Raw genomic sequence first — 21,273 nt, 5'->3', positions numbered from 1 at the left:
AAAGTATCCCTGCAAAGGGGTTTCTATCGTGTACATCGCTCGTTGGCTTGGTCGTCCGCTGCGCAATTTGTCCATTGCCAAGCAGGCGTCGCTCCTTTCGATTTTCGTGGCGACGACAGTTCTGTTGATGGCGAGCGTCAGCCTGCTGCTGCATGAAACATCGTCCTTCCGCGAGGACCTGCAGCGCGAGCGCAACGAACTGGCCATTGTGACAGCGTCCAACGTCTCTGCAGCGGTGCTGTTCAGCGATGCGTCGGCTGTTCTCGAAAACCTGCAGGCCCTGGGGCAAATCCCCGACATCAAATCCGCTGTGGTGACGGACGCCGAGGGCGATGTCATCGCCCGCTATGACCGGGACGGCGTGGTGGAGAGCCGGCAAATCAACACCGATATCATTGTGCAGCAGCCGATCAGCCTCGACGGTGAAGTCCTTGGACAGGTGGTGATTGCGACGTCCGATGAACGGTTGCGGGAAACGCTGTCCCAGTATCTGTACATCATTATTAGCGTTTTCGCGGTCGGCATTCTTCTCGCGACGCTGTTGTCGAGCATGGCCGCGCGCGCATTTGTTCTGCCCATCAACGCTCTTCTGGACGTCATGAACCAGGTGCGGGTCGACAAGAACTATCGACTGCGTGCGACGGCCAGCGGGGCAAACGAAGTCAGCGGTCTCGTCCGCGGTTTCAACGACATGGTGCGAGAGGTCGAGGCCCGGGACCGTAATCTTGAGAAGCAGGTCAACGAACGGACCGAAGAACTCAGCCTTGCGCTGCATAAGGCCGAAGAAGCCAACCGGGCAAAATCGGCTTTCCTTGCCAATATGAGCCACGAAATCCGGACCCCCATGAACGGCATTCTGGGGATGACGGAGCTGATGCTCGACACCAGTCTGGATGAACGTCAGCGCGAGCTGGCCGACATCATCATGTCGTCGGGAACGTCGCTGGTTTCCATCATCAATGACATTCTCGACTTCTCGAAGCTGGAGGCGGGCAAGTTCACGCTGTCGCCGGCACCGTTTGATCTGCGGCGGTCGGTAGAGGACGTGATGGCGTTGATGGCCTCGCGATCTGACGAGAAGAACCTTGAGCTGATGGTCCGTTGGGCGCCGGGCCTGTCACCGAATGTCGAGGGCGACGGTGGCCGCTTCCGTCAGGTGCTTGTCAATCTCGTCAGTAATGCCATCAAATTTACCGATCGTGGTCACGTGCTGGTCGACGTGAGCGGTACCGAGACCGCTGACAGTGTCGATCTTGCCATTCAGGTGATTGATACAGGCGTCGGGATCCCTGAAGACAAGCTGGGGCTCATCTTCGAAAAATTCGAGCAGGCCGATACCACAAGCTCCCGCTCCTATGAGGGGACGGGGCTCGGGCTGACGATCAGTCGATCGATCATCGAGCTGATGGGCGGCACTATCCGTGCGGAAAGCAAATTGGGGAGCGGCAGCACGTTCATCATCGAATGTCGCCTGCCAAAGGCGGCAGCACTCGAATCGCCGGTCGAAGCCAATATTGAGTGTCTGGTTGGCAAGACAATTCTGATTGTCGACGACAATGCCGTGAACCGGCGGATTCTGACCGAACAGGTCGGCAGCTGGGGCGGGCACCCCATACCGTTTGATTCCGGCAAGGCCGCCCTCGAGTGGATGGACGCCAAGGTGACGCCACCGGACATCATCATCACTGATTTTCAGATGCCTGACATGGATGGCGAAAAGTTCGCTGTCGAAGTGCGCAAGCGCGATGGATATGCGACCCTGCCCATCGTCATGCTGTCATCAGTATCTTCTCATCAGAGCACTGACACGCGCGGTCGTCTGGAGTTTGTTGACTGGCTTGTGAAACCGGTGCGGGGAAGCGCTCTGGCAAAGCGGCTTGCCATCGCCCTGTCAGGGCAGCTCAGCGAGCCTGCATCCGTCAGCGTGACCAAGTCTGCAGCAACGACTGAGAAAGTGCTGTACAAAGATGTCCTGCGCGTCCTCATTGCTGAAGACAATGTGGTGAACCAGCTCGTCATTACCAGCATGCTGGCCAAAGAGGCGGTGATCATTGAGTTGGCCGGGAACGGACGGATTGCGGTTGAGAAATTCCAGTCATTCAAGCCTGACCTTGTCCTGATGGACGTGTCCATGCCGGAAATGGACGGTTTGCAGGCGACCCAGGCCATTCGGGCACTTGAACAGGAACTCGACCTGCCGCGCACGCCCGTCATTGGCGTTACCGCGCATGTGATGGAGGAAGATCGCCAGAAATGCCGGCAGGCCGGCATGGATGACTATCTGAGCAAGCCTGTTCGCAGGGATTCCATCATCACGATGCTGTCGAAATGGAGTATCGCTGACGCGGCATGATCCGCGTGCGGTCCAACTGAATATTAAGCATGATGGTTTACAGACTTTCGTATTCAAGGATGTGAATATGAAACTGCTGCGTAATTCCCTGTCTGTCTGTTCCCTCGCTGTCATGGCGTCAACCGCGCTGGCCCGTGGTACGAATGACGACCTGATGGAGATGTCGCTTGAAGAGCTCCTGAATGTGGAGGTCAGCTCTGTCTCGAAGACGGCCCAGTCGGTACAGGATACGCCGGCATCCGCCTATGTCATCACGGCGGATGATATTCGGCGGTCAGGCGCCCGCACCATTCCTGATATTGTCAAACTGGCGCCGGGTGTGGATGTCACGCGTCTGAACAACGGCACACAGGCCGTTTCCATCCGCGGCTTTCACGGCCGATTTGCCAACAAGATGCTGGTCCTGATTGATGGGCGCTCCGTCTACTCGCCGCTTTACGCTGGGGTATTCTGGGATGCAGCCACGACGATCATTGAGGACATTGACAGGGTAGAGATCATTCGCGGACCTGGCGCTGCAATCTGGGGTCCGAATGCGACCAACGGTGTCATCAACATCATTACCAAAACGGGCGAGGAGGGGATTGGCAATCTCGCCGTCGCTGATCTGTCGGCTGAGGGTGACTACCGCGTTGCGGGCCGGACAGGCTTCGCGCTGGGTGACGATACCTCCTTGCGATTGTTTGCAAGCAGGGAGCTGAACACACCCCTGGCCGTCACAACGCGTAGTGAGCTACGGTCCGTCGGTGCCGATGAAGATTTCATCCGTGATCATGCGGGCTTTCGCCTGGATACAAGACCAACGGCCAAGGATGAAGTGATGCTCTCAGCGGCGATCACGACGAATCAGTTCTATCAGACCGTCCTTTCACCGCCCAACCCCTATGATCCGTCACAGGCCTATGTCGCAGATAGCGATGCCACGGAATGGAATGTCTTTGGCACCTGGAACCGGACGCTGACGGAGCATCTGATATTGCGCATGGCGGCGACCCATGGGCGCTCTGAACGCTATGAAAGCGGTGGCCAGTTCACCAACACGACCACGGATTTGAGCGCCGATCTTTTTGCCGTCCTCGATGGGGGGCATGAAATAACAGGTGGCTTCTATCTGAAAACAGACGACAGTATGGTCGAAAATAGCCGAGGTGTGGCGTTCGATCCGGCGAGCCGCAAGACCACAAATTACGGTGCCATCCTGCAGTCAAGCTGGAATCTCGCAGATGGTCGGTTCCTCCTGTCTGTGGGATCCACATTCGAGGAAAACGACGTTTCGGGATTTGAAATCCAGCCGTCGCTTCGCGGTTTGTGGCGGGTTTCTCCCTCGGCCAATCTCTGGGGCGGGGTCTCCCGATCCGTCCGCACACCATCGCGGGTGGATACGGATCTTGGCATCTATCTATATCGCATTGAGCCGTTCGATCCTGAATATATGTCCCCTCTGCCGATTGTCGTTTTTGTTGGCACCGGAGATGATATTTCTACTGAGGACCTGACGACGTTTGAGGTCGGCTATCGGCAAATGATGTCCGACAAACTCTCCCTCGACCTTACCGCCTTCTATAACAAATACGATAACCTCGCCATGACGGTCCAGGCCGAGCCGTTCATCGAAATCTACGACGGAAGTCCCATTTATATTGTCCCGACGCTGAATGCCAATGCTGCAGAAGCTGAGGGAAGGGGGGCGGAAATCGCGATCAATTTGCTGATGTCTGATCGCTGGCGTCTCCGGACACAGTACTCCTATCTTGATCTCGACGTCGATGCGCCCATCCGTTTGGCGGATGTGAATGCGGTGCCCGGAGATGGTCAAACGGCGAAACATAAATTTGCCCTCGAATCCTTCGCGACGGTCACCGAAAATGTTACGTTTGATACCCGTATCGCCTATCGGTCGAGTACGGACGGCAAAGATCTTCCCGTGGACGGTTTCTGGGATGTGTCGGCACGCCTGGGCTGGCAACCGACTGATGGCCTTGAAATTTCACTGCTTGGGCAGCAGCTCAACGATGATGAACGTCTGGAAACGGAATCTGTTTATGAGACAGGCCCCCCCAGCATTGCCGAAAGGCGCGTTTTCCTTAAAGCCGCCGTGCGGTTTTAAGGGGCGGTGTGATGCGTATTCATCGTTTCCACAAAGTTGCGACCTTCCCCTGGCTGATTGCGGCCATGACGGGCTCGTCGCTCGCGGCCATGGGTGAGGCCGAAAATAAAGTCAGTGCAGCACTGATCTATAATCTCGTGCGTTTCGTGGAATGGCCATCTGCGGCCGTGACCGATGGATATCTCGACATCTGTCTGCTCGAAGAGGCCGATATTCATCATGCTCTTTTGCCGTTGGACGGTCGACAGGCTGGTTCACTGACGATCCGCTACCGCTCAGATCTCCTAGATGACGGATTGCCCGACTGTGAGGTCGCCATCGCGATCACCACGAGCGGCGCCGCGCGCCTCGCTCATGTCAGCACATCCACATTGACCGTCGGCATGCCCGATGGTTTTGTGAAGAGGGACGGTATCATCGAAATCTACTATCGCGACGGCAAGGTGAAATTTGCGGTGAACGCAGAGCGGGCCCGCGGCGCCGACCTTCACATCAGTTCAAAGGTGATGCCGTTGGCTGACGAAGTCATTGGCCGGTAAATCGCTCATTGTCGCGTACGAATTGTCCTATAAATTCAGATGGATCTTTGCCGCGATACGCATGATTGCCATAGGGTAAACACAACCTGTAAATTGAAAATGAAACACGCCGCAATCAGAAATTGTGTCCTCAACTATTTTCTTATAGACTGACCGTTCGTGAAGGTGCCGGCCAACAGGCGCTAAAGACGGAATAGGGGTTGTGGATGCATCGTGTGCTGTCAAAAATCGGGTCACATCTCCACGCATCCTTGCGTCTGAAGATCATTATCCTGTCCAGCGTCATATCTCTTGTCACCTCCGCTGTTCTTAGCATCGTCTTCATCACCAATATGTCGAACGCTTCCTACGAGATGGCACGGGAAAGCGTGGCCCACGAATCAGCCCTCGTCGCCGTCGCCTTCAGGTCCGCCTACGAGCAGATCGATAAGGATGTCGAAGTCATCGCCAGAATGCCGCCAGTGGACGGCATTCGCCGCAGCACCGCGTATGGGGATGTGGACCCGCTTGACGGCTCTTCGACGGAAATGTGGACCCGTCGGCTCGAGACCATCTTTTCCTCCATGATGGAGGCGCGACCTGCCTATACTCAAGTGCGGTATATCGGGGCGGCGAACAATGGACGGGAACTTGTTCGCGTCAATCGTTTGCCTGATGGTGAGATTGAATTCGTCCGGGGACAACAATTACAGGAAAAGGGGAACGAACCCTATTTCCAAGAAGCAATGACCCTCCCGCAGGGCAAAACCTATTTCTCGAAGGTCACCTATAACCGCGAGTTCGGCGATCTCGACGACAATCTGTTGCCGACACTGCGCGTTGCTGTGCCGGTATTTGACAGTGCCGGTAGAGCCGACGGCATTATTGTGGTCAATGTGAATTACGCCGTGATGCTTACGACACGGTTGCGACAGCTGGAAATCCGCCGCAATATTCTGGTCACGAACGAAGACGGCAATCACATCGAAATGTTCGACGACGGTCGCATCTCCCGCTTCGAGTTCGCTGATGCAACGCTGAACCCCGGCGACCGCGAGGCGGCGAGCGTGTCTCCTGGCCGTCGTGATGTCGCGGAATGGCGAAAGGAGCATGCCGATAATATCGTTGCTTCTGTCGTTGTGCCGATCGCCGAGGACGTGAATGAAACCCGCCTGGTTGTGTCTGTCCGTGTGCCACAGGACGCCCTGTTTGCGGCAGCCCGCACGACGCAGAGCAAAGCAATCCTGTTTGCTATTCTGCTGGCGGCGCTCGCCATTGTGGCGACAGCGCTTGTGGCCACTCGGATGACCGAGCCGCTCAAGCAGATCACGCGGCGTGTCCGCGCCGTCAGCCGGGACGGCGGGCCACTGGACTTACCAACGGACCGTTCCGATGAAATCGGTGAGCTCGCGTCGGCATTTGAAACCATGGCGGCAGATCTCATCCACAGCGAGGGCAAGGTCCGCGCGATCTTTGACAATGTTGTCGATGGTGTCCTTACCATTGATCGCGATGGGTACATCACGGCCTATAATCCGGCGGCGGAACGAATTTTTGGCTATACGATCAAGCAGGCTCTGGGCGAGCATGTGGCGCTGCTGCTCGACCGAAACGAGTTGGATGAGACTCTCACCGGCCGGGAATTGCTGGCGGCAACCGATATCACGCGCAGCTTTGGGGTAGCCCGGGAGTTCGAAGGGCGGCGCTCCGACGGCACCGTTTTCCCTGCGGAGTTTTCGGTGAGCCAACTTTATGTGGGGGAGGCTATTCTTTACACCATGATTGTCAGGGATGTGACGGAACGGACCGAGATGAATACCGTCAAGGATGAGTTCGTCTCGACAGTCAGTCATGAACTGCGCACACCACTGACCTCCATCAGGGCATCTCTGGGGGTCTTGGGGCAAAAACTCAGTGGGCAGATTGGTGACAAGGAGCAGCGTCTGCTCGATATTTCGATTTTCAGCGTCAACAGGCTCGGCAAGATCGTCAATGACATTCTGGACCTTGAAAAAATTTCAGCTGGTCAGCTGATGTTCCATCCCGAACCCGGTGACATCTCGCTTTTGGTGAAGGACATTGTAGATCGCCATATGAGCCTTGGCGAAGACAACGAAGTCACCTTCAAGGTGACGTCCTCAATTTCAAACGTCTACTGTTCCGTCGATCCCAGCCGGCTGAATCAGGCTATCGTCAATCTCCTTTCCAACGCTGCAAAATTTTCGCCACGCGGTGAAACGGTTGCAATTGAGGTCGACGCGCTGGAAGATGACAAAGTTCGGATCAAGGTCACTGACCGGGGGCCGGGCATCCCTGTTGCGTTCCGAGAGCGGATATTCCAGCGGTTTGCGCAGGCTGACAGCTCAGCCACGCGTGCGACCGGCGGATCCGGTTTGGGGTTGAGTATCACGAAGACGATCGTTGAAGCGCTCAATGGCGCCATTCATTTCCAGAGCGAGGAGGGGCAGGGTACGACGTTCATTATCGACCTGCCGACCTGCAGCCCTGACAGCACAGCGGAGACGACATCATGGCAAGCGGCCTAAATTCCATTCTTTACGTCGAAGATGACGAAATGATCTGGGAAGTGACGCTGATGGCGCTGCGTGATCTTGGTGGTTTTGAGGTGGTGCACTGTCCATCCGGGGCTGCCGCGCTAGAGGTGGCTGAAACCTTTGAGCCGCAGATGATCCTGCTGGACGTCATGATGCCAGGCATGGATGGTCCGGAGACGTTCCGACGCCTACGCAAGATGCCTTCGATCGCCGATGTACCGATTGTGTTCATGACGGCCAAGGTCCAGACCCACGAGACGGCAGCCTATATGGCAATGGGCGCCGCGGGGGTCATTCCCAAGCCGTTCGACCCGATGACAATTGCGGATGACCTGCGGGCGATCTACGCCGATACTGCGGCGTGCCCCTCCTCGTCTGGGGCGGGCGTGTCGACGGCAAGCTAGGCTTACGGTTCCAGCAGCGCGCGCAGGGCCTTCTGGATCTGGGAGGTCAGTCGTTCGAGGTCCAGATCGGGGTTGCGGATCGCGCGGATGGTCAGCCCACTGAACAGTGCGGACACGGCTTCCACCCGCATCAATGCATCTTCGAGACCCAGGCGGTCTTCCAGCATATCGGCCATGCCGCGCCGGAACTTGCGATCCACATCTGCCACAATTTCGCGTACTGAGGGGTTGCGCGCCGCCTCCGCCAGAATCTCGAGCGTCAGGAGCGAGTGGAAGGCGTCCGTGTTGCCTTTGACGCCGTCAATGACACAACCCACCAGCTGATCCGCCAGTTCATCTGGCCCATAGGACCGGAACCGCTCAAGGAAATCGCAGGCGCCTTCTTCGTCCCGCTGGACGATCGCCTTGATGATTTCCTCCTTGCTTTCAAAGTAGTGATAAATATGGCCCGGGCTCATCTTCGCGGCTTTGGCAATTCGCGACATGCTGGCCCCGTGAAAGCCTTCCTCCACAAAACAGCGAGCGGCGGCTTGCAGTACCTGATCTTGCCGAGAGCAGGCTTCACGTGTGGTCCAGTCAGAGATTCCCATCAGGGTCCTTACTTTTTTTATTTCCGACGCGGTATTGTGCAGCGCATCATGTTGACAAACCGCTCAATATGTTTAGATCGAACGTTCATTCTAGTGTTACAGGATATTCCCCTGACAGTTCAAGGGGTGAGGTTATTCAAAATGAAAATGCTTTTCGGGGATAACACGTGGTCTCGCCAAAATGGCCAGGCGCGGCGGGGCGGGGTGATAGCATCGGTGATGCTGATGTCGGCGGCGCTTGCGGGTTGCGGCGGGGATGAAGCGGCGCAGGGCGCCCCAGGCGGCGGTGCCCCTCAGGGTGTCCGCGTCACTACCGTTGATGTCCAGCCTCAGGCCGTCGAGATCACGGCAGAACTGCAGGGCCGTACGCGCGCCTATGCGGTTTCCGAGATCCGGCCTCAGGTTTCCGGGCTCATCGAAAAGCGGATTTTCGAAGAAGGTCAGAACGTGGAAGAGGGGGACCCCCTCTATCAGATCGACGCCAGCGAATATCAGGCGGCCCTCGACAGTGCAAAAGCGTCCCTCGCGCGCACCCGGGCGAACGCCCAGGTCGCAGCGCAGAATGCTGACCGTCTGAAAGGGCTTGTCGATATCAACGCTGTCAGCCGGCAACAGGCGGATGAAGCCGATGCGGCGGCGAAGCAGGCTGCGGCCGACGTGGCGATGCAACAGGCCGCTCTCGTTCAGGCGCAAATCAATCTCGACCGCACGACAATCAAGGCGCCGATCAGCGGCAAGATTGGTCGCTCGACGGTGACGCAAGGCGCGCTGGTGACACAGAACCAGGCGCAGGCTCTGGCGACGGTCCGCCAGCTCGATCCGCTGTATGTGGACATGACCGCCTCAGCTGCGGATGTTTTGAAGTGGAAGCGGCATTTTGCCAGGACCGACATGGTCGGCGCTGATCCCCGCGAAGTGCCCGTGAATGTCATTCTGGAAGATGGCTCCGCCTATGAGCATCAGGGGCAATTGGCCTTTTCCGAAGTGAGCGTTGATGAGAGCGCCGGGACGGTTGTTCTGCGCGCGATTGTGCCGAACCCGGACGGCTTCCTCCTTCCTGGCATGTTTGTTCGTGCCAGCCTGCCGGTTGGCGAGATTGCGGATGCCGTGCTGGTTCCACAGGCGGGCGTGATGCGCGCGCCGAACGGGGCAGCATACGCGCTTGTCGCTACTGCCGAGGGGATGTCCGAACAGCGTATCCTGACGGTTGAACAGGCGCAGGGCGGAAATTGGGTTGTCACCGACGGCCTTGGGGCAGGGGAAGACGTTATCGTCACCGGCCTGCAGATGCTGCGGCCCGGCATGCCGGTCACCGTGGTGAACGCGCCAGATGGCGGCCAGGGCGGCGCAGTCGCCAGCTCAGCGGCCGAATAAGAACGCGCAAGAGGACAGTATGGCCAAGTTTTTTATTGAACGCCCCGTTTTTGCGTGGGTGATTGCGATCGTCATCATGCTCGCGGGCATTATCGCCCTTCGGCTTCTGCCCGTTGAGCAGTACCCTGAAATTGCACCCCCTAGCGTCACGGTGAGTGCGGTCTATCCCGGCGCCTCGGCGCAGGCTGTCGAGGACTCGGTGACGCAAGTCATCGAGCGCCAGATGACGGGTCTCGATGGGCTCAAATACTTCTCATCGAGCTCAAGCTCGTCGGGGGCCAGCTCCGTCACGCTTTCCTTCGAAGCGGGTACCGATCCCGACATCGCGCAGGTGCAGGTCCAGAACAAACTCTCCCAGGCCGCGCCGCTCCTGCCTGAACAGGTCCAGCGCCAGGGCGTGACCGTGACCAAGTCGAACAGCAGCTTCCTGCTGATCGTCGGTATCGTGTCACCGGATGGACGCTACAACCAGACCGATGTTGCCGACTATGCCCGCTCTGCACTGGTCGATCCGATCAGCCGTCTCGATGGTGTCGGAAACGTGCGTCTTTTCGGGTCTCAATACGCTATGCGGATCTGGCTTGAACCGGACAAGCTGGCCCAGTTCGGTCTGACGCCTGCGGACGTGACAGCCGCTATCCGCGAACAGAACACGCAGGTCTCATCGGGTGCCATTGGTGGTTCTCCGAGTATTGAAGGTCAGCAGATTTCAGCAACCATCACCCTGCAGTCGCTGATGACGACCCCTGAGGAATTTGAAAACATTCTCCTCAAGACAACGGCTGACGGTGCCACCGTGAAAGTGGCTGATGTCGCGCGCGTCGAGATTGGCGCCGAGGACTACAGTACAATCGCCAAGTGGAACGGCAATCCGGCTTCCGGCTTCGCCATCCAGCTGGCGTCCGGTGCGAACGCCCTCGACACGGCCGAAGCCGCCCGTCAGCGGGTTGAAGAGCTGGCTGAGGCAACGCTGCCCGAAGGGATGGAGATCATCTATCCTTACGACACGACCCCATTCGTGGACAAATCGATCCACGAAGTTCAGAAGACACTGATTGAGGCCATTTTCCTCGTCTTTATCGTCATTCTGGTGTTTCTGCAGAACTTCCGGGCGACGCTGGTGCCGATGATCGCCGTGCCCGTCGTTCTGTTGGGGACGTTTGCGACGCTTCTCGCCTTCGGGTTTTCGATCAATACGCTGACCATGTTTGCCATGGTGTTGGCCATCGGCCTGCTCGTCGATGATGCGATCGTTGTCGTGGAAAATGTCGAGCGTGTGATGGAAGAGGATCATCTCTCCCCCCGCCAGGCCACCCGCAAATCGATGGATCAGATCACCGGCGCGCTGATTGGTATCGCCGTGGTGCTGTCGGCTGTGTTCGTGCCCATGGCGTTCTTCCCGGGCTCGACCGGTGTCATTTATCGCCAGTTCTCGATCACGATCGTGTCTGCCATGATCCTGTCGGTTGTGGTGGCGATTGTCCTGTCGCCAGCGCTCTGTGCGACGCTGTTGCGGCCAAAGGATGTCCACCCGATTGGTGATGATGCGCCCAAGCGCTCTAGCGGGAATGTGTTTGCCCGCGGCGGGGCGCTGTTCAATCGCGGCTTCACCGCCATGACCAACGGATATGAGCGGATGGTCGGACGCATCCTCCGTCGCCGGTGGATCTTCGTGGGCGTCTTTGCCTTGCTCCTTGGGATGGCGGCATTGCTGTCCACCCGCATCCCGACCTCGTTCCTGCCAGATGAGGACCAGGGCGGTGCAATCTCGCTCGTCCAGCTGCCGCCGCTCGCTACCCTGGAGCGGACGGACGAGGTGCTGGGTGATATCCGCAACTACATTCTGAACGAAGAAACGGACACCGTCCAAGGCCTGTTCACCATTGCCGGCTTCTCCTTTGCGGGGCAGGGGCAGAATATGGGTCTTGCCTTCCTTCGTCTGAAGGATTGGTCAGAGCGGACCGAGCCGGGTCAGGACGTCCAGTCCGTGGCCGGACGGTCGATGGGCTATTTCTCCAGCTTCACCGAAGGCATGGCGTTCACCATCGTGCCGCCACCGATCCAGTCCTTGGGCAACTCGAGCGGGTTCAACGTCTATCTACAGGACCGCGGTGGCCTTGGTCACGACGCCCTGATGAACGCCCGTAACCAGTTCCTTGGTATGGCGGGGCAGAGCAGCGTGATCACGGGCGTCCGTCCAAACGGGCAGGAGGATAACCCTCAGTTCCGTGTCCAGATCGATGCGGAAAAGGCACAGGCCCTCGGCCTGAACCTGTCGCAGGTGAACTCGACGCTTTCGACGGCGCTTGGCGGCCTTTACGTCAATGATTTTATTGACCGTGGCCGGATCAAACGCGTCTTCATTCAGGCTGATGCCGAACATCGGATGATGCCTGAAGACATTGCCCAGCTGCGCGTTCGCAACGGCGCGGGCGAAATGATCCCCCTCAGTGCCTTCACGACGATGGAATGGGACTACGGCTCGCCGCAGCTCCAACGCTACAACGGCGTGCCTGCAATGAACCTGCAAGGGGCAGCTGCGCCCGGCTACAGTTCCGGTGAAGCCATGATGGAAGTTGAGCGACTGATCGCCCAGCTGCCAAACGGCATCGGGTATGAGTGGACCGGCTTGTCCGAAGAAGAACGATCGTCCGGCGCCCAGGCACCGCTGCTTTATGCGATGTCCGTGCTCGTCGTGTTCTTGTGTCTTGCGGCCTTGTATGAAAGCTGGACGGTGCCGTTCTCGGTGCTGCTTGTCATGCCGCTGGGGATTATCGGAGCGTTGATTGCGGCTTATTTCCGTGGTCTTGCCAATGACATCTTCTTCCAGGTGGGCATGCTGACAACGATCGGTCTGGCGTCGAAAAACGCCATCCTGATCGTCGAATTCGCCAAATTGCTTGAGGAAGAAGGCAAGGACCTGATGACGGCGACCATGGAATCGGTCCGTATGCGGTTCCGTCCGATCCTGATGACATCACTGGCGTTTGGTTTTGGTGTTATTCCGCTGGCCTTCAGTGATGGTGCTGGGGCTGCTGCCCGGATCGCCATCGGCTCGGCTGTGCTGGGCGGTGTTATTGCCTCGACATTGTTCGGTGTCTTCTTTGCGCCGCTCTTCTATGTCTTGATCCGTAAGCTGACGGGGGCCAAACCCCTGATGAAGCCCAGCCAACGGGCCGCACTGGCCGCGTAAGAGAGGTTGAGGAAAATGTTGTCACGCATTCTGCTGGTCTCTGCCAGCGCCCTGACCCTTTCGGGCTGCATCACCATGGCCCCGCGCTATGAGCAGCCCGATGCGCCGGTCCCGTCAGTCCTGCCTGAGGGCGATGCGCCTGACGGTATTGATGTAACCGGTGTCGACTGGCGCCAGGTGGTGACGTCACCGGCTCTCACCGAGTTGATCGAGACAGCGCTTGAGAACAATCGTGACCTGCGGGTGGCGATGCTAAATGTTCAGGCGGCGCGGTCGCAATTCGGCATTACCCGGTCGGCGCGCTTCCCGTCGCTGTCTGCTTCGGTCTCCCAGACCGAGCAGGGGCTGATGGACGATGACGATCCCGATGTCGACCCGATCGTTGCGCAAACGCTGTCGACGGATCAGGCGCGCGCGCAACTGGCTGTCACGGCTTATGAACTTGACCTGTTCGGTCGGGTGACAAGCCTGAACCGGGCGGCCCTGCAGTCCTACCTGTCACAAGAAGAAAACGCCCGCGCGGCGGAGCTGTCGCTGATCGCGTCGGTGGCCAATGGCTGGCTAAATCTGGTGGCCAATAACCGGCTTTATCAGCTGGCTGAGGAAACAGCCGGTAGTCAGGAACAATCGCTTGAACTGACCAAGGCGCTTTTTGATGCGGGTGTCGCCGACGATCTGGACTACCAGCGGGCCGTGACCAGTGTCGAGCAGGCCAAGGCCGATCGGGCGCGTTTTGCAGCCCAGCGTCGGCAGAGCCTGAACGCCTTGATGGTGCTGACCGGCGCGCCTGTTTCGGACGACCTTCTGGACCGGGCGGCAGACGATTTCACGCCGTTGCGGCTCGATCTGACAGTCGGTCAGTCGTCGGATATTCTTCTTACGCGCCCCGATGTGCAGGCCGCTGAGCGGACACTGATGGCGCGCAATGCCAATATCGGTGCAGCCCGGGCAGCGTTTTTCCCGCGCATCAGCCTGACGGGCAGTGCGGGTTATGCGAGTACAGACCTTGATGGTCTGTTCTCGGACGGCACAGGCTATTGGAGCTTCACGCCCCAGATTTCGCTGCCAATCTTCGCGGGCGGTGCCAACTGGTCGAACCTGCGTCTGGCCAAGACCCAGCGAGACATCGCCCTCGCGCAGTATGAGAAGTCGATCCAGAATGCGTTCCGCGAAACGGCAGATGCCCTGGCGGTGGCTGCCACGATTGATGAGCGGATTGCCGCCTTGGAACGTCTGACCGAAGCCGCCCAACGGGCCCAGTTCCTTTCCGAGGAACGCCTGCGCGGCGGCGTGTCTGATTACCTGTCCGTGCTTGATGCGCAGCGGCAGGTGTATCAGGCACAGCAGGCCCTGATTTCGGCGCGGGCCGAACGCGCCAGCAATGCCGTAGCGCTTTATCTGGCCGTCGGTGGTGCCACGCCGGTGGCTTCGAATTAAGGCCGGGCGGGGCGCTGGTCGTCCCGCTCTGTTTTGCCCTTACATCCTCTCATGACTTGTGTCCGGCGCTGAGCTGTCCGAGTGTGACGGCAGCGGCGGGCGCGCGTGTGGATACGGGAGGATTACGACTGTGAAGATTGGCGTCACGATCTTCCTCGTGCTGCTGGCGATCGTCGCGATCCTGGCAGGCTCCGCCTATCTCGCACGCGGCAAGATTCTCGCTGAAATCATTGAAGACCAGATGGCCGATGTGGGCGTTGATACCCCGCAGGTCGATGTCGGGCGCCTCGGACCTCGGGGCCTGACGCTCAAGCTGACGGGCGGCACAGGCCCCGAAGCGTTCACGGCGGATATCATCGTCTCCTACGACATCGAAGAGGCCGTCAAGGAGCGCCGGGTCGACGACATTGTGATCAGTCGGGCCCAAATGACGGCACGCCTCTCACCGGAAGGTCGCCTGACGATTGGCGGATTTACCTGGTCGGGCGGGGATGGCGAGGACACGCTGCCGCCGACGTCACTGCCTCTTGATGCGCTGCGGATCGAACGGGTCGATGTGCGACTGCTCACGCCGGAAGGCGAAGCCGAGATGATCGCGAAGGGCGAACTGCTTCAGGATATCACGGGCACGTTCGAGGTCAGTGGCAAGACAGCCCGGGCCGGTCTTGAACGGCTGCAGCTCGTCGATACCGCGCTCAAGGGCAGCGCCGATCTGCGGCCTGATGGCTCGGTGGCGTTTCTCCTGGACGGTGAGACGGGCCTCCGCCGGACGGACCTTGCCATTGATGACATCGCGTTGGACGGGGAGTTGGTCTTGAACAACGTGCTTCGCTCCGATGCGGACGTGACGGCCGCGGCGCGACTGGAACTGCAAAGCGCTGACGTCAGCCTTTCGGCAAGCCCGCTATTGGCGCCGCTGACATCCAGTCTTGCAGCTGTCGGGGCCACGCCGTCGGTCCTCAACTTTTCCGGCAGCGTTTCGGCGGATGCAGCGGACGGAAGGCTGTCGGTGACCCTGGGCAATACGGGGCTCGTCGTCACCGATGGGGCCGAGCTTGCACTGCGGTTATTACCGGCCTCGGCGGGACCCTTCCTGACTTCCGATGGCGACAACACGGCCATAGCAGGCGCTGTTACCTTCACCACGCCGCCAGCCTCCGGGCATCTGTCAGGCGAGGTCGCCATGGGACCGGGGCAGCCGATCACGTTTACGGCAGAGGGGCGGCTCGACCGGTTGACCGTCGGGCCGGGTCAGACAGGCGCAGTGTCGGTCAGTGCCAGCGGCAACCTTCTTGGTGACACACTCGCCCTGAACGCAGATTTGGGCATGGAGGGGCTTGATGCGCGGGCAGGGACGTACCGTTTTCGCGCGGCGCGCCTCGACGCTCCGCTCCTGATCAGCGGGGATCTCGCGGCCGGGACCTATACGGTCGGCACCTTGCCGGGCCGATGCCTGACCGTGCCGCGCCTTTTGGCCGACGGTGCCGAGGGACGGGTTGCGACCATCCAGACAATTCGTCTTTGTCCCGCAGGTGAGGCGCCGATTTTCACCTACAGCGTCAATGACGCGCCGGTCTATCGGACGAGCTCATCGCTCAGCATGGGGACGGTCAGTCTGGCTGGCGGCACGGAAGCCATTGCCCGAAACATATCGCTGGGCACCCAGCTGACAGGACCGGTCGGCGAACAGCCAGCGCGCGTGACAGCAACCTTGCGCGGGGGAGTGGCCCGTTATGGTGACATCGTCGAGATTTCGGCGGTGCGCGGTGACGCGGCGCTTGATCTGCAGACGGAGGGCGTGGTCGGTCAGATCAATCTGCGTCAGGTCGATATAGCCGATGCGCAGGAGACGCCGCGTTTCAACCCGATCAGCGTCACGGGGCCGGTTCGCCTGAAGTCGGACCTGATCGATGTGGCGCTGGATGTGAAGACGGCCAGCGCTATGCCTCTTGGGCGGATTACGGGTCAGCACGATCTGTCGACCGGCGGCGGCCAGGGCGCCTTTGCCACGGGTGCGCTCACCTTCGCGCCTGGCGGATTGCAGCCTGCCGGTATCGTGCCCGCTCTGCGCGGTATCGTGTCCGGCGCAACGGGCGGTGTGGATGCCCGTGTGGAACTCGACTGGACCGGCGACGAACTGAAGTCCGGTGCGAATATCGTCCTGAACGGGGTGTCGTTCCGGGGGCCGGGTGTGGTTGTGAAGGAGACGCGGGGACTGACCGGAACACTCAATCTTTCCAGCTTGGCCCCAATCACCAGCGACGGGGAACAGCGTCTGACCCTCGACCGGATTGATCTGGGGGCGGTAAAATTTGATGGCGGCCGCATCCGCCTGACGGTGCCGGGCGATGATACGGTAACCGTGCATGAGGCTGTGTTTCCCTGGCTCGGCGGCGAGATCAGCGCGAGTGATACCCATATCGCGTTCGACGGCACGACCGACGCGCTATTGACCGCCAAGGATGTCAGCATCGCCGAGGCTCTGGCGCTGCTTAACGTGCCGGGCCTGTCGGGTGAGGGCGCGGTGGCGGGCCAGCTGCCCCTGCGGATCGATGACTTCGAGATCCGGCTCGTCAATGGACGGCTCGCATCGACCGGCCCCGGCGTCATCCGATATAAAGGTCAGGCCGCTGCTGCAGGTCAGGCGAATGACAGCGCCAAGCTGGCGTTTGATGTGCTCGAGGAGCTGCACTTCAAGACCTTTGCCGCCGACATCAACGGTCGTCTCGACGGCGATCTGGATTTCGCATTCGAGTTTGAAGGCTCGAGCGAAGTCACGCCTTCTGACAGACGGGTGAAGCAGGCGGTGACAGCGCCTGTGATCTTGCGGGCGCGCATTGAAGTGCCGCTGCTGACATTGATCGACCAGGCACGCCTGTCGACCGACTATCGCCTGCAGCTCGAGCGCGCGAGAGAGCAGGCCAAGGCCTCAGCAACCACCGAATGAATGAATGCTCAGCCGCGCTGAGAGTGCTTTCCCTTTGCCGCCATCAATGGCATGGTAAAGCCAACAAAGTCGAAGGGATGGACCGGATGATGCGCAAGACCGTTGGACCATGGGTCGCCCTGACAGGCATGATGGGTATTGCTCTCTTGTCCGGCTGCGCCACGGTGAAGGTGCAGGCGCCTGACAAGCCGATCGAGATCAATCTCAACGTCAAGATCGAACAGGACGTGCGTGTCCGGCTCGACAAGGATGTTGAGGACCTGATTCAGTCCAATCCCGATATCTTCTAGGAGGGCCGTCCATGAAAAAATATCGTCTGCTGAAAGCCATGCTCGTTCTGCCGATGGCCCTGTTCGCGACCCATGTGGTCGCCGCACCTGCCATTATCGAGCAAGCCAAGTCCGATTGCGTGGTTGGCGAGCGTATCGACGGCTATCTGGGGGTCATCGACGACAAGGCCGCCAGCGACGCCCTGCGCCGCTCGGTCCGTGAGATCAATCAGAAGCGCAGCGCCGCCTACGACAGCCTCGCCTCCCGCAATGGCGTGACGCCAGCCATCGCTGCTGCGGCAACGGCGGAGGAACTGATCAATTCCGCGCCGTCTGGTCATTGCGTCCAGAATGAGAAGCAGGAATGGGTTCTCGTCCCCTGAGCCTTAAGGGATGACGGGTTTTCCAGCGTAGTCGAAGCACTTGCCGCTATCGTCGGGCGTCAGGCCGTCGATGACCTTCAGCATCTCGCCGGCTGAATAGTCCGGCGTGAACAGCTTTCCTTCTGGAACGTGCTTCTGAAACGGAGCAGACAGGCCCGTGTCCACAGTGCCCGGATGCAATGTCACGGCAATACCGTTGTCATTCCGGTGGCCGATTTCGATTGCCATATTGCGGACCAGCTGGTTCAGGGCCGCCTTTGACGCCCGATAGCTGTGCCATCCTCCAAGACGATTGTCGCTGATACTGCCGACGCGCGCCGACAAGGCGGCAAAGATCGCACGGTCGCGCTTTTTGAAGTGCGGTAGCAGGTGTTTGCCGATCAGGGCGGGAATGAGGGCGTTGATCTGCATCAGCTTCAGGAACGTGTCGCTATCCAGATCCCGCATTGCCTTCTCGGGCCCGAATGCGTCGCCATGCAAGGTGCCGATGGTCACGATCGCCAGATTGATCGGTGTATCCGCAATTGATGAGACGGCTTGGGCAATGCTCGATTCATCATGTGGATCATAATGATGGGCGGTTATCTTGTCTTTCGACGTGAGCTCTCGGGACGAGAAGCAGTGCACGCCTTCAACCGCTGGGTCACCAGCAAGGTGGTGGGCAAAGGCCTGGCCGATGCCCCCCATGCCGAAAATGGCGGCATGTATCGGGGCGTCAAACGATTGAAGAGCCATTGGATTTCCTTTCCCGTCGGCAGCGGTCCGAGCAGTACCGGACCTCGTCCCACACCGCGGCCCATTTGCGGCGCCACGTGAAGGGGCGACCACAATGAAGGCAGTCCTTCTCAGGCAAATCAGATTTGGAGACGGTTTTTCCGGCGCGGCGCATGATCACAAAAATAGAGCCGACGGGGCAGGCCGGCGACGTGACAGCACGTCGCGATGCCAGCGAAAACGATCGCTACGGCAATTGCAAACCATTCGCAACTGTGGTTTGAGACCCCATGAATGTCATGACCCCCTTGCACCAACTTCGTCGCGGCGAAACCGGCCGCATCGCCACGATCAATGAAGACGATGATGCCCTGATCGCTGATCTTGCCGATGCTGGATTTCATGTCGGCGAGGTCATCGAATTGCTGGAACGTGGGGCCATTGGCGGCACACCACTGGCCGTCCGGGTCGGGCGCGCGATCGTGGCGGTTAGGCGCCGTGAAGCTACCGCGATCATGGTGGAGCGCACATGACCGTTCTTGAGCCCATCACCGATGACCCGCTTGACCACGAGCACGTCCACCATCGCGCCGGGACGACCATTGCGCTCGTCGGTCCGCCCAATGCCGGTAAATCGACACTGTTCAACGGCCTGACTGGCGGTAACGCGAAAATTGGCAATTATCCCGGTGTCACCGTGGAGTTGCGCGAGGGGCGGATGGCGATGCCCGGTGGCGGGGAGGCCAATCTTGTCGACCTGCCCGGCGTCATGGGCCTGCGTCCGCGCAGCGCCGATGCCCGCGTCGCGCTTGAGGTTCTTGATGGCCAGTCATCGGCCGTGCCAGCGCCAGATCTGATTATCTGCGTCGTTGATGCGGCCCAGCTTCGCCGACATCTGCCGCTCGTTCTGTCGGTGCTGAAGCGGGGACAGCCCACAATCGTCGCACTCAACATGTATGACATCGCCACGCGCGACGGCCTCGATATCAATGTCGATATGCTGTCCAAGCTGCTGGGCGTTCCGGTCGTGCCCACCACCGCGCCGCGCAAGGCAGGCCGGGAGGGCTTGCTTAAAGCCATTGCCGCTGGCGGGGCCGTCGCGTTGCCAGAATTGCGGGACGATGGAGCGGCGGCCAAGGCCATGGCTGACCAGGCCCTCGTCAAGGAGCCGGGACTGAACAGATTCACGCGCAAGGTGGACAGCGTGGTGCTCAACCCGATCTTCGGCCCGATCCTTCTTGCCGCGCTTCTCTTCATGGTGTTCCAAGCGGTCTTTGCCTGGTCGGAACTGCCCATGGGCTGGATCGAAGGCGGCGTCGGTCTGCTGTCAGATACCGTGTCGGGGATACTGCCCGACAACTGGTTCAAGGGGCTGGTCATTGACGGTGTCATTGCCGGGGTGGGCAGTGTGATCATCTTCCTGCCGCAGATTGTCATCCTCTTCTTTTTCATCCTGCTGCTCGAAATGACAGGATATATGGCGCGCGCCGCGTTCCTGATGGATGAGCTGATGATGCGCGCCGGTCTGAACGGCAGGGCGTTTATTCCCCTGCTGTCGAGCTTTGCCTGCGCGATTCCCGGCATGATGGCCGCGCGCACATTGGACAATGAGAAAGACCGGCTGACGACCATTCTCGTGGCGCCACTCATGACGTGCTCGGCGCGTATTCCCGTCTACACGGTACTGATTGCCGCTTTTGTGCCGCGGGGCCATGTAGGGCCATTCAACAATCAGGGCCTTGTCATGTTCGGGCTTTATGTGGCCGGGATCATCAGCGGGATCCTTGTGGCGTGGCTGCTACGGCGCAGTCTGACCAAGGGCGGCACACAGACCCTTCTGATGGAACTGCCGACCTACAAGGCCCCCCAATTCAGAGACTTGGCCCTTGGCCTGTGGCGTCGGGTGGCCATCTTCATCAAGCGTGCGGGCACGATGATCTTTGGCGTGACCGTCGCCCTGTGGTTTCTCGTCAGCTATCCTGGAGACACATTGCGCGAGAGCTTTGCTGGACGGCTGGGCAGCGTGCTGGAACCCATCTTCAAACCCATCGGCTTCACGCTGGAAATGGTCATCGCTCTGGTGCCCGGCATTGCGGCAAGAGAAGTGGCGGTCGGCGCTTTGGGTACCGTTTACGCGGTGCAGAACGCAGACGAGAACACACAAGGCCTCGCAGATGTGCTGCAAAGCGAATGGACCATGCCCGCCGCTCTCGCCTTCCTTGCCTGGTATGTCTTTGCGCCCCAATGCATCTCGACGATTGCGGTCGCCCGGCGGGAGACCAACTCGGCCAAATGGACCTGGTTCATGGTCATTTATCTGACCGTGCTTGCGTATATCGCCGCCGGCGTGACCTATTGGACCGCGACAGCCATCGCCGGTTAGGGAACGATTGTCGCACCCGGCCCGTTCTTCTTGAAGAAGATGGGAG

General features: G+C 59.5%; 16 protein-coding genes. 13 read left to right on the top strand and 3 right to left on the bottom strand.

All coding sequences use genetic code 11. The features are described 5' to 3' along the window. The first annotated feature begins 28 nt into the window (after positions 1 to 28). The 5 genes from RUI03_RS10160 (at position 29) to RUI03_RS10140 (ending at position 7,937) form a co-directional block, all read left to right on the top strand. A complete protein-coding gene (locus tag RUI03_RS10160) occupies positions 29 to 2,353 on the top strand; it encodes a response regulator (RefSeq protein WP_317287346.1) in 2,325 nt (774 codons plus the stop codon). A 67-nt stretch (positions 2,354 to 2,420) separates the two neighbouring features. Beyond that, positions 2,421 to 4,460 carry a TonB-dependent receptor plug domain-containing protein gene (locus RUI03_RS10155; protein WP_317287345.1) on the top strand — a complete coding sequence of 680 codons (2,040 nt, stop codon included), beginning with the start codon at positions 2,421 to 2,423 and terminating at the stop codon, positions 4,458 to 4,460. 11 nt (positions 4,461 to 4,471) lie between these two features. Continuing rightward, entirely contained in the window at positions 4,472 to 4,999 is a 528-nt protein-coding gene (locus tag RUI03_RS10150) for a YfiR family protein (RefSeq protein WP_317287344.1), read from the top strand. A gap of 206 nt (positions 5,000 to 5,205) precedes the next feature. After that, on the top strand, positions 5,206 to 7,524 hold the full coding sequence (locus RUI03_RS10145) for an ATP-binding protein (RefSeq protein WP_317287343.1): 2,319 nt from the start codon (positions 5,206 to 5,208) through the stop codon (positions 7,522 to 7,524). Beyond that, complete coding sequence (locus RUI03_RS10140; protein WP_317287342.1) at positions 7,509 to 7,937, top strand: response regulator; 429 nt, start codon at positions 7,509 to 7,511, stop codon at positions 7,935 to 7,937. Before RUI03_RS10145 ends, RUI03_RS10140 begins: the two co-directional genes overlap by 16 nt. A gap of 2 nt (positions 7,938 to 7,939) precedes the next feature. Here the strand turns inward: RUI03_RS10140 and RUI03_RS10135 are convergent, their stop codons facing one another. Then, positions 7,940 to 8,527 carry a TetR/AcrR family transcriptional regulator gene (locus tag RUI03_RS10135; RefSeq protein ID WP_317287341.1) on the bottom strand — a complete coding sequence of 196 codons (588 nt, stop codon included), beginning with the start codon at positions 8,525 to 8,527 and terminating at the stop codon, positions 7,940 to 7,942. A gap of 141 nt (positions 8,528 to 8,668) precedes the next feature. On the opposite strand from RUI03_RS10135, the gene RUI03_RS10130 reads away from it, so the two are divergent. The 6 genes from RUI03_RS10130 to RUI03_RS10105 all read left to right on the top strand — a co-directional run bounded on the left by RUI03_RS10130 (position 8,669) and on the right by RUI03_RS10105 (position 18,130). Beyond that, a complete protein-coding gene (locus tag RUI03_RS10130; protein ID WP_317287340.1) occupies positions 8,669 to 9,901 on the top strand; it encodes an efflux RND transporter periplasmic adaptor subunit in 1,233 nt (410 codons plus the stop codon). A gap of 19 nt (positions 9,902 to 9,920) precedes the next feature. Beyond that, entirely contained in the window at positions 9,921 to 13,094 is a 3,174-nt protein-coding gene (locus RUI03_RS10125) for an efflux RND transporter permease subunit (protein WP_317287339.1), read from the top strand. Positions 13,095 to 13,109: 15 nt separating this feature from the next. Then, entirely contained in the window at positions 13,110 to 14,531 is a 1,422-nt protein-coding gene (locus tag RUI03_RS10120) for an efflux transporter outer membrane subunit (RefSeq protein ID WP_317287338.1), read from the top strand. 130 nt (positions 14,532 to 14,661) lie between these two features. Next, positions 14,662 to 17,478 (top strand): YdbH domain-containing protein, encoded by a 2,817-nt coding sequence (locus RUI03_RS10115; RefSeq protein WP_317287337.1) that lies wholly within the window; start codon positions 14,662 to 14,664, stop codon positions 17,476 to 17,478. An 86-nt stretch (positions 17,479 to 17,564) separates the two neighbouring features. Next, positions 17,565 to 17,768 carry a YnbE family lipoprotein gene (locus tag RUI03_RS10110; protein WP_317287336.1) on the top strand — a complete coding sequence of 68 codons (204 nt, stop codon included), beginning with the start codon at positions 17,565 to 17,567 and terminating at the stop codon, positions 17,766 to 17,768. A gap of 11 nt (positions 17,769 to 17,779) precedes the next feature. Continuing rightward, positions 17,780 to 18,130: a YdbL family protein gene (locus RUI03_RS10105; protein WP_317287335.1), complete on the top strand. Its 351-nt coding sequence runs from the start codon at positions 17,780 to 17,782 to the stop codon at positions 18,128 to 18,130. A 3-nt stretch (positions 18,131 to 18,133) separates the two neighbouring features. Here RUI03_RS10105 and RUI03_RS10100 read toward each other — a convergent pair whose 3' ends face one another. Together RUI03_RS10100 and RUI03_RS10095 are read right to left on the bottom strand one after the other, a co-directional pair. Then, entirely contained in the window at positions 18,134 to 18,865 is a 732-nt protein-coding gene (locus RUI03_RS10100; protein WP_317287334.1) for an SDR family NAD(P)-dependent oxidoreductase, read from the bottom strand. Further along, positions 18,846 to 19,019 carry a DUF2256 domain-containing protein gene (locus RUI03_RS10095; RefSeq protein WP_317287333.1) on the bottom strand — a complete coding sequence of 58 codons (174 nt, stop codon included), beginning with the start codon at positions 19,017 to 19,019 and terminating at the stop codon, positions 18,846 to 18,848. The genes RUI03_RS10100 and RUI03_RS10095 overlap by 20 nt, the downstream gene beginning before the upstream one ends. 124 nt (positions 19,020 to 19,143) lie before the next feature. Here RUI03_RS10095 and RUI03_RS10090 point away from each other — a divergent pair, with 124 nt between their 5' ends. Further along, a complete protein-coding gene (locus RUI03_RS10090; protein ID WP_317287332.1) occupies positions 19,144 to 19,377 on the top strand; it encodes a FeoA family protein in 234 nt (77 codons plus the stop codon). Further along, a complete protein-coding gene (gene feoB, locus RUI03_RS10085) occupies positions 19,374 to 21,227 on the top strand; it encodes a ferrous iron transporter B (RefSeq protein WP_317287331.1) in 1,854 nt (617 codons plus the stop codon). The genes RUI03_RS10090 and feoB overlap by 4 nt, the downstream gene beginning before the upstream one ends. The last annotated feature ends 46 nt before the right edge of the window (positions 21,228 to 21,273 follow it).

This window comes from Parvularcula sp. LCG005 (genome assembly GCF_032930845.1).
Taxonomy (GTDB): domain Bacteria; phylum Pseudomonadota; class Alphaproteobacteria; order Caulobacterales; family Parvularculaceae; genus Parvularcula.
The sequence above is the reverse complement of the archived record's forward strand: the minus strand, read 5'-3'. Positions and strand labels throughout refer to the sequence as shown.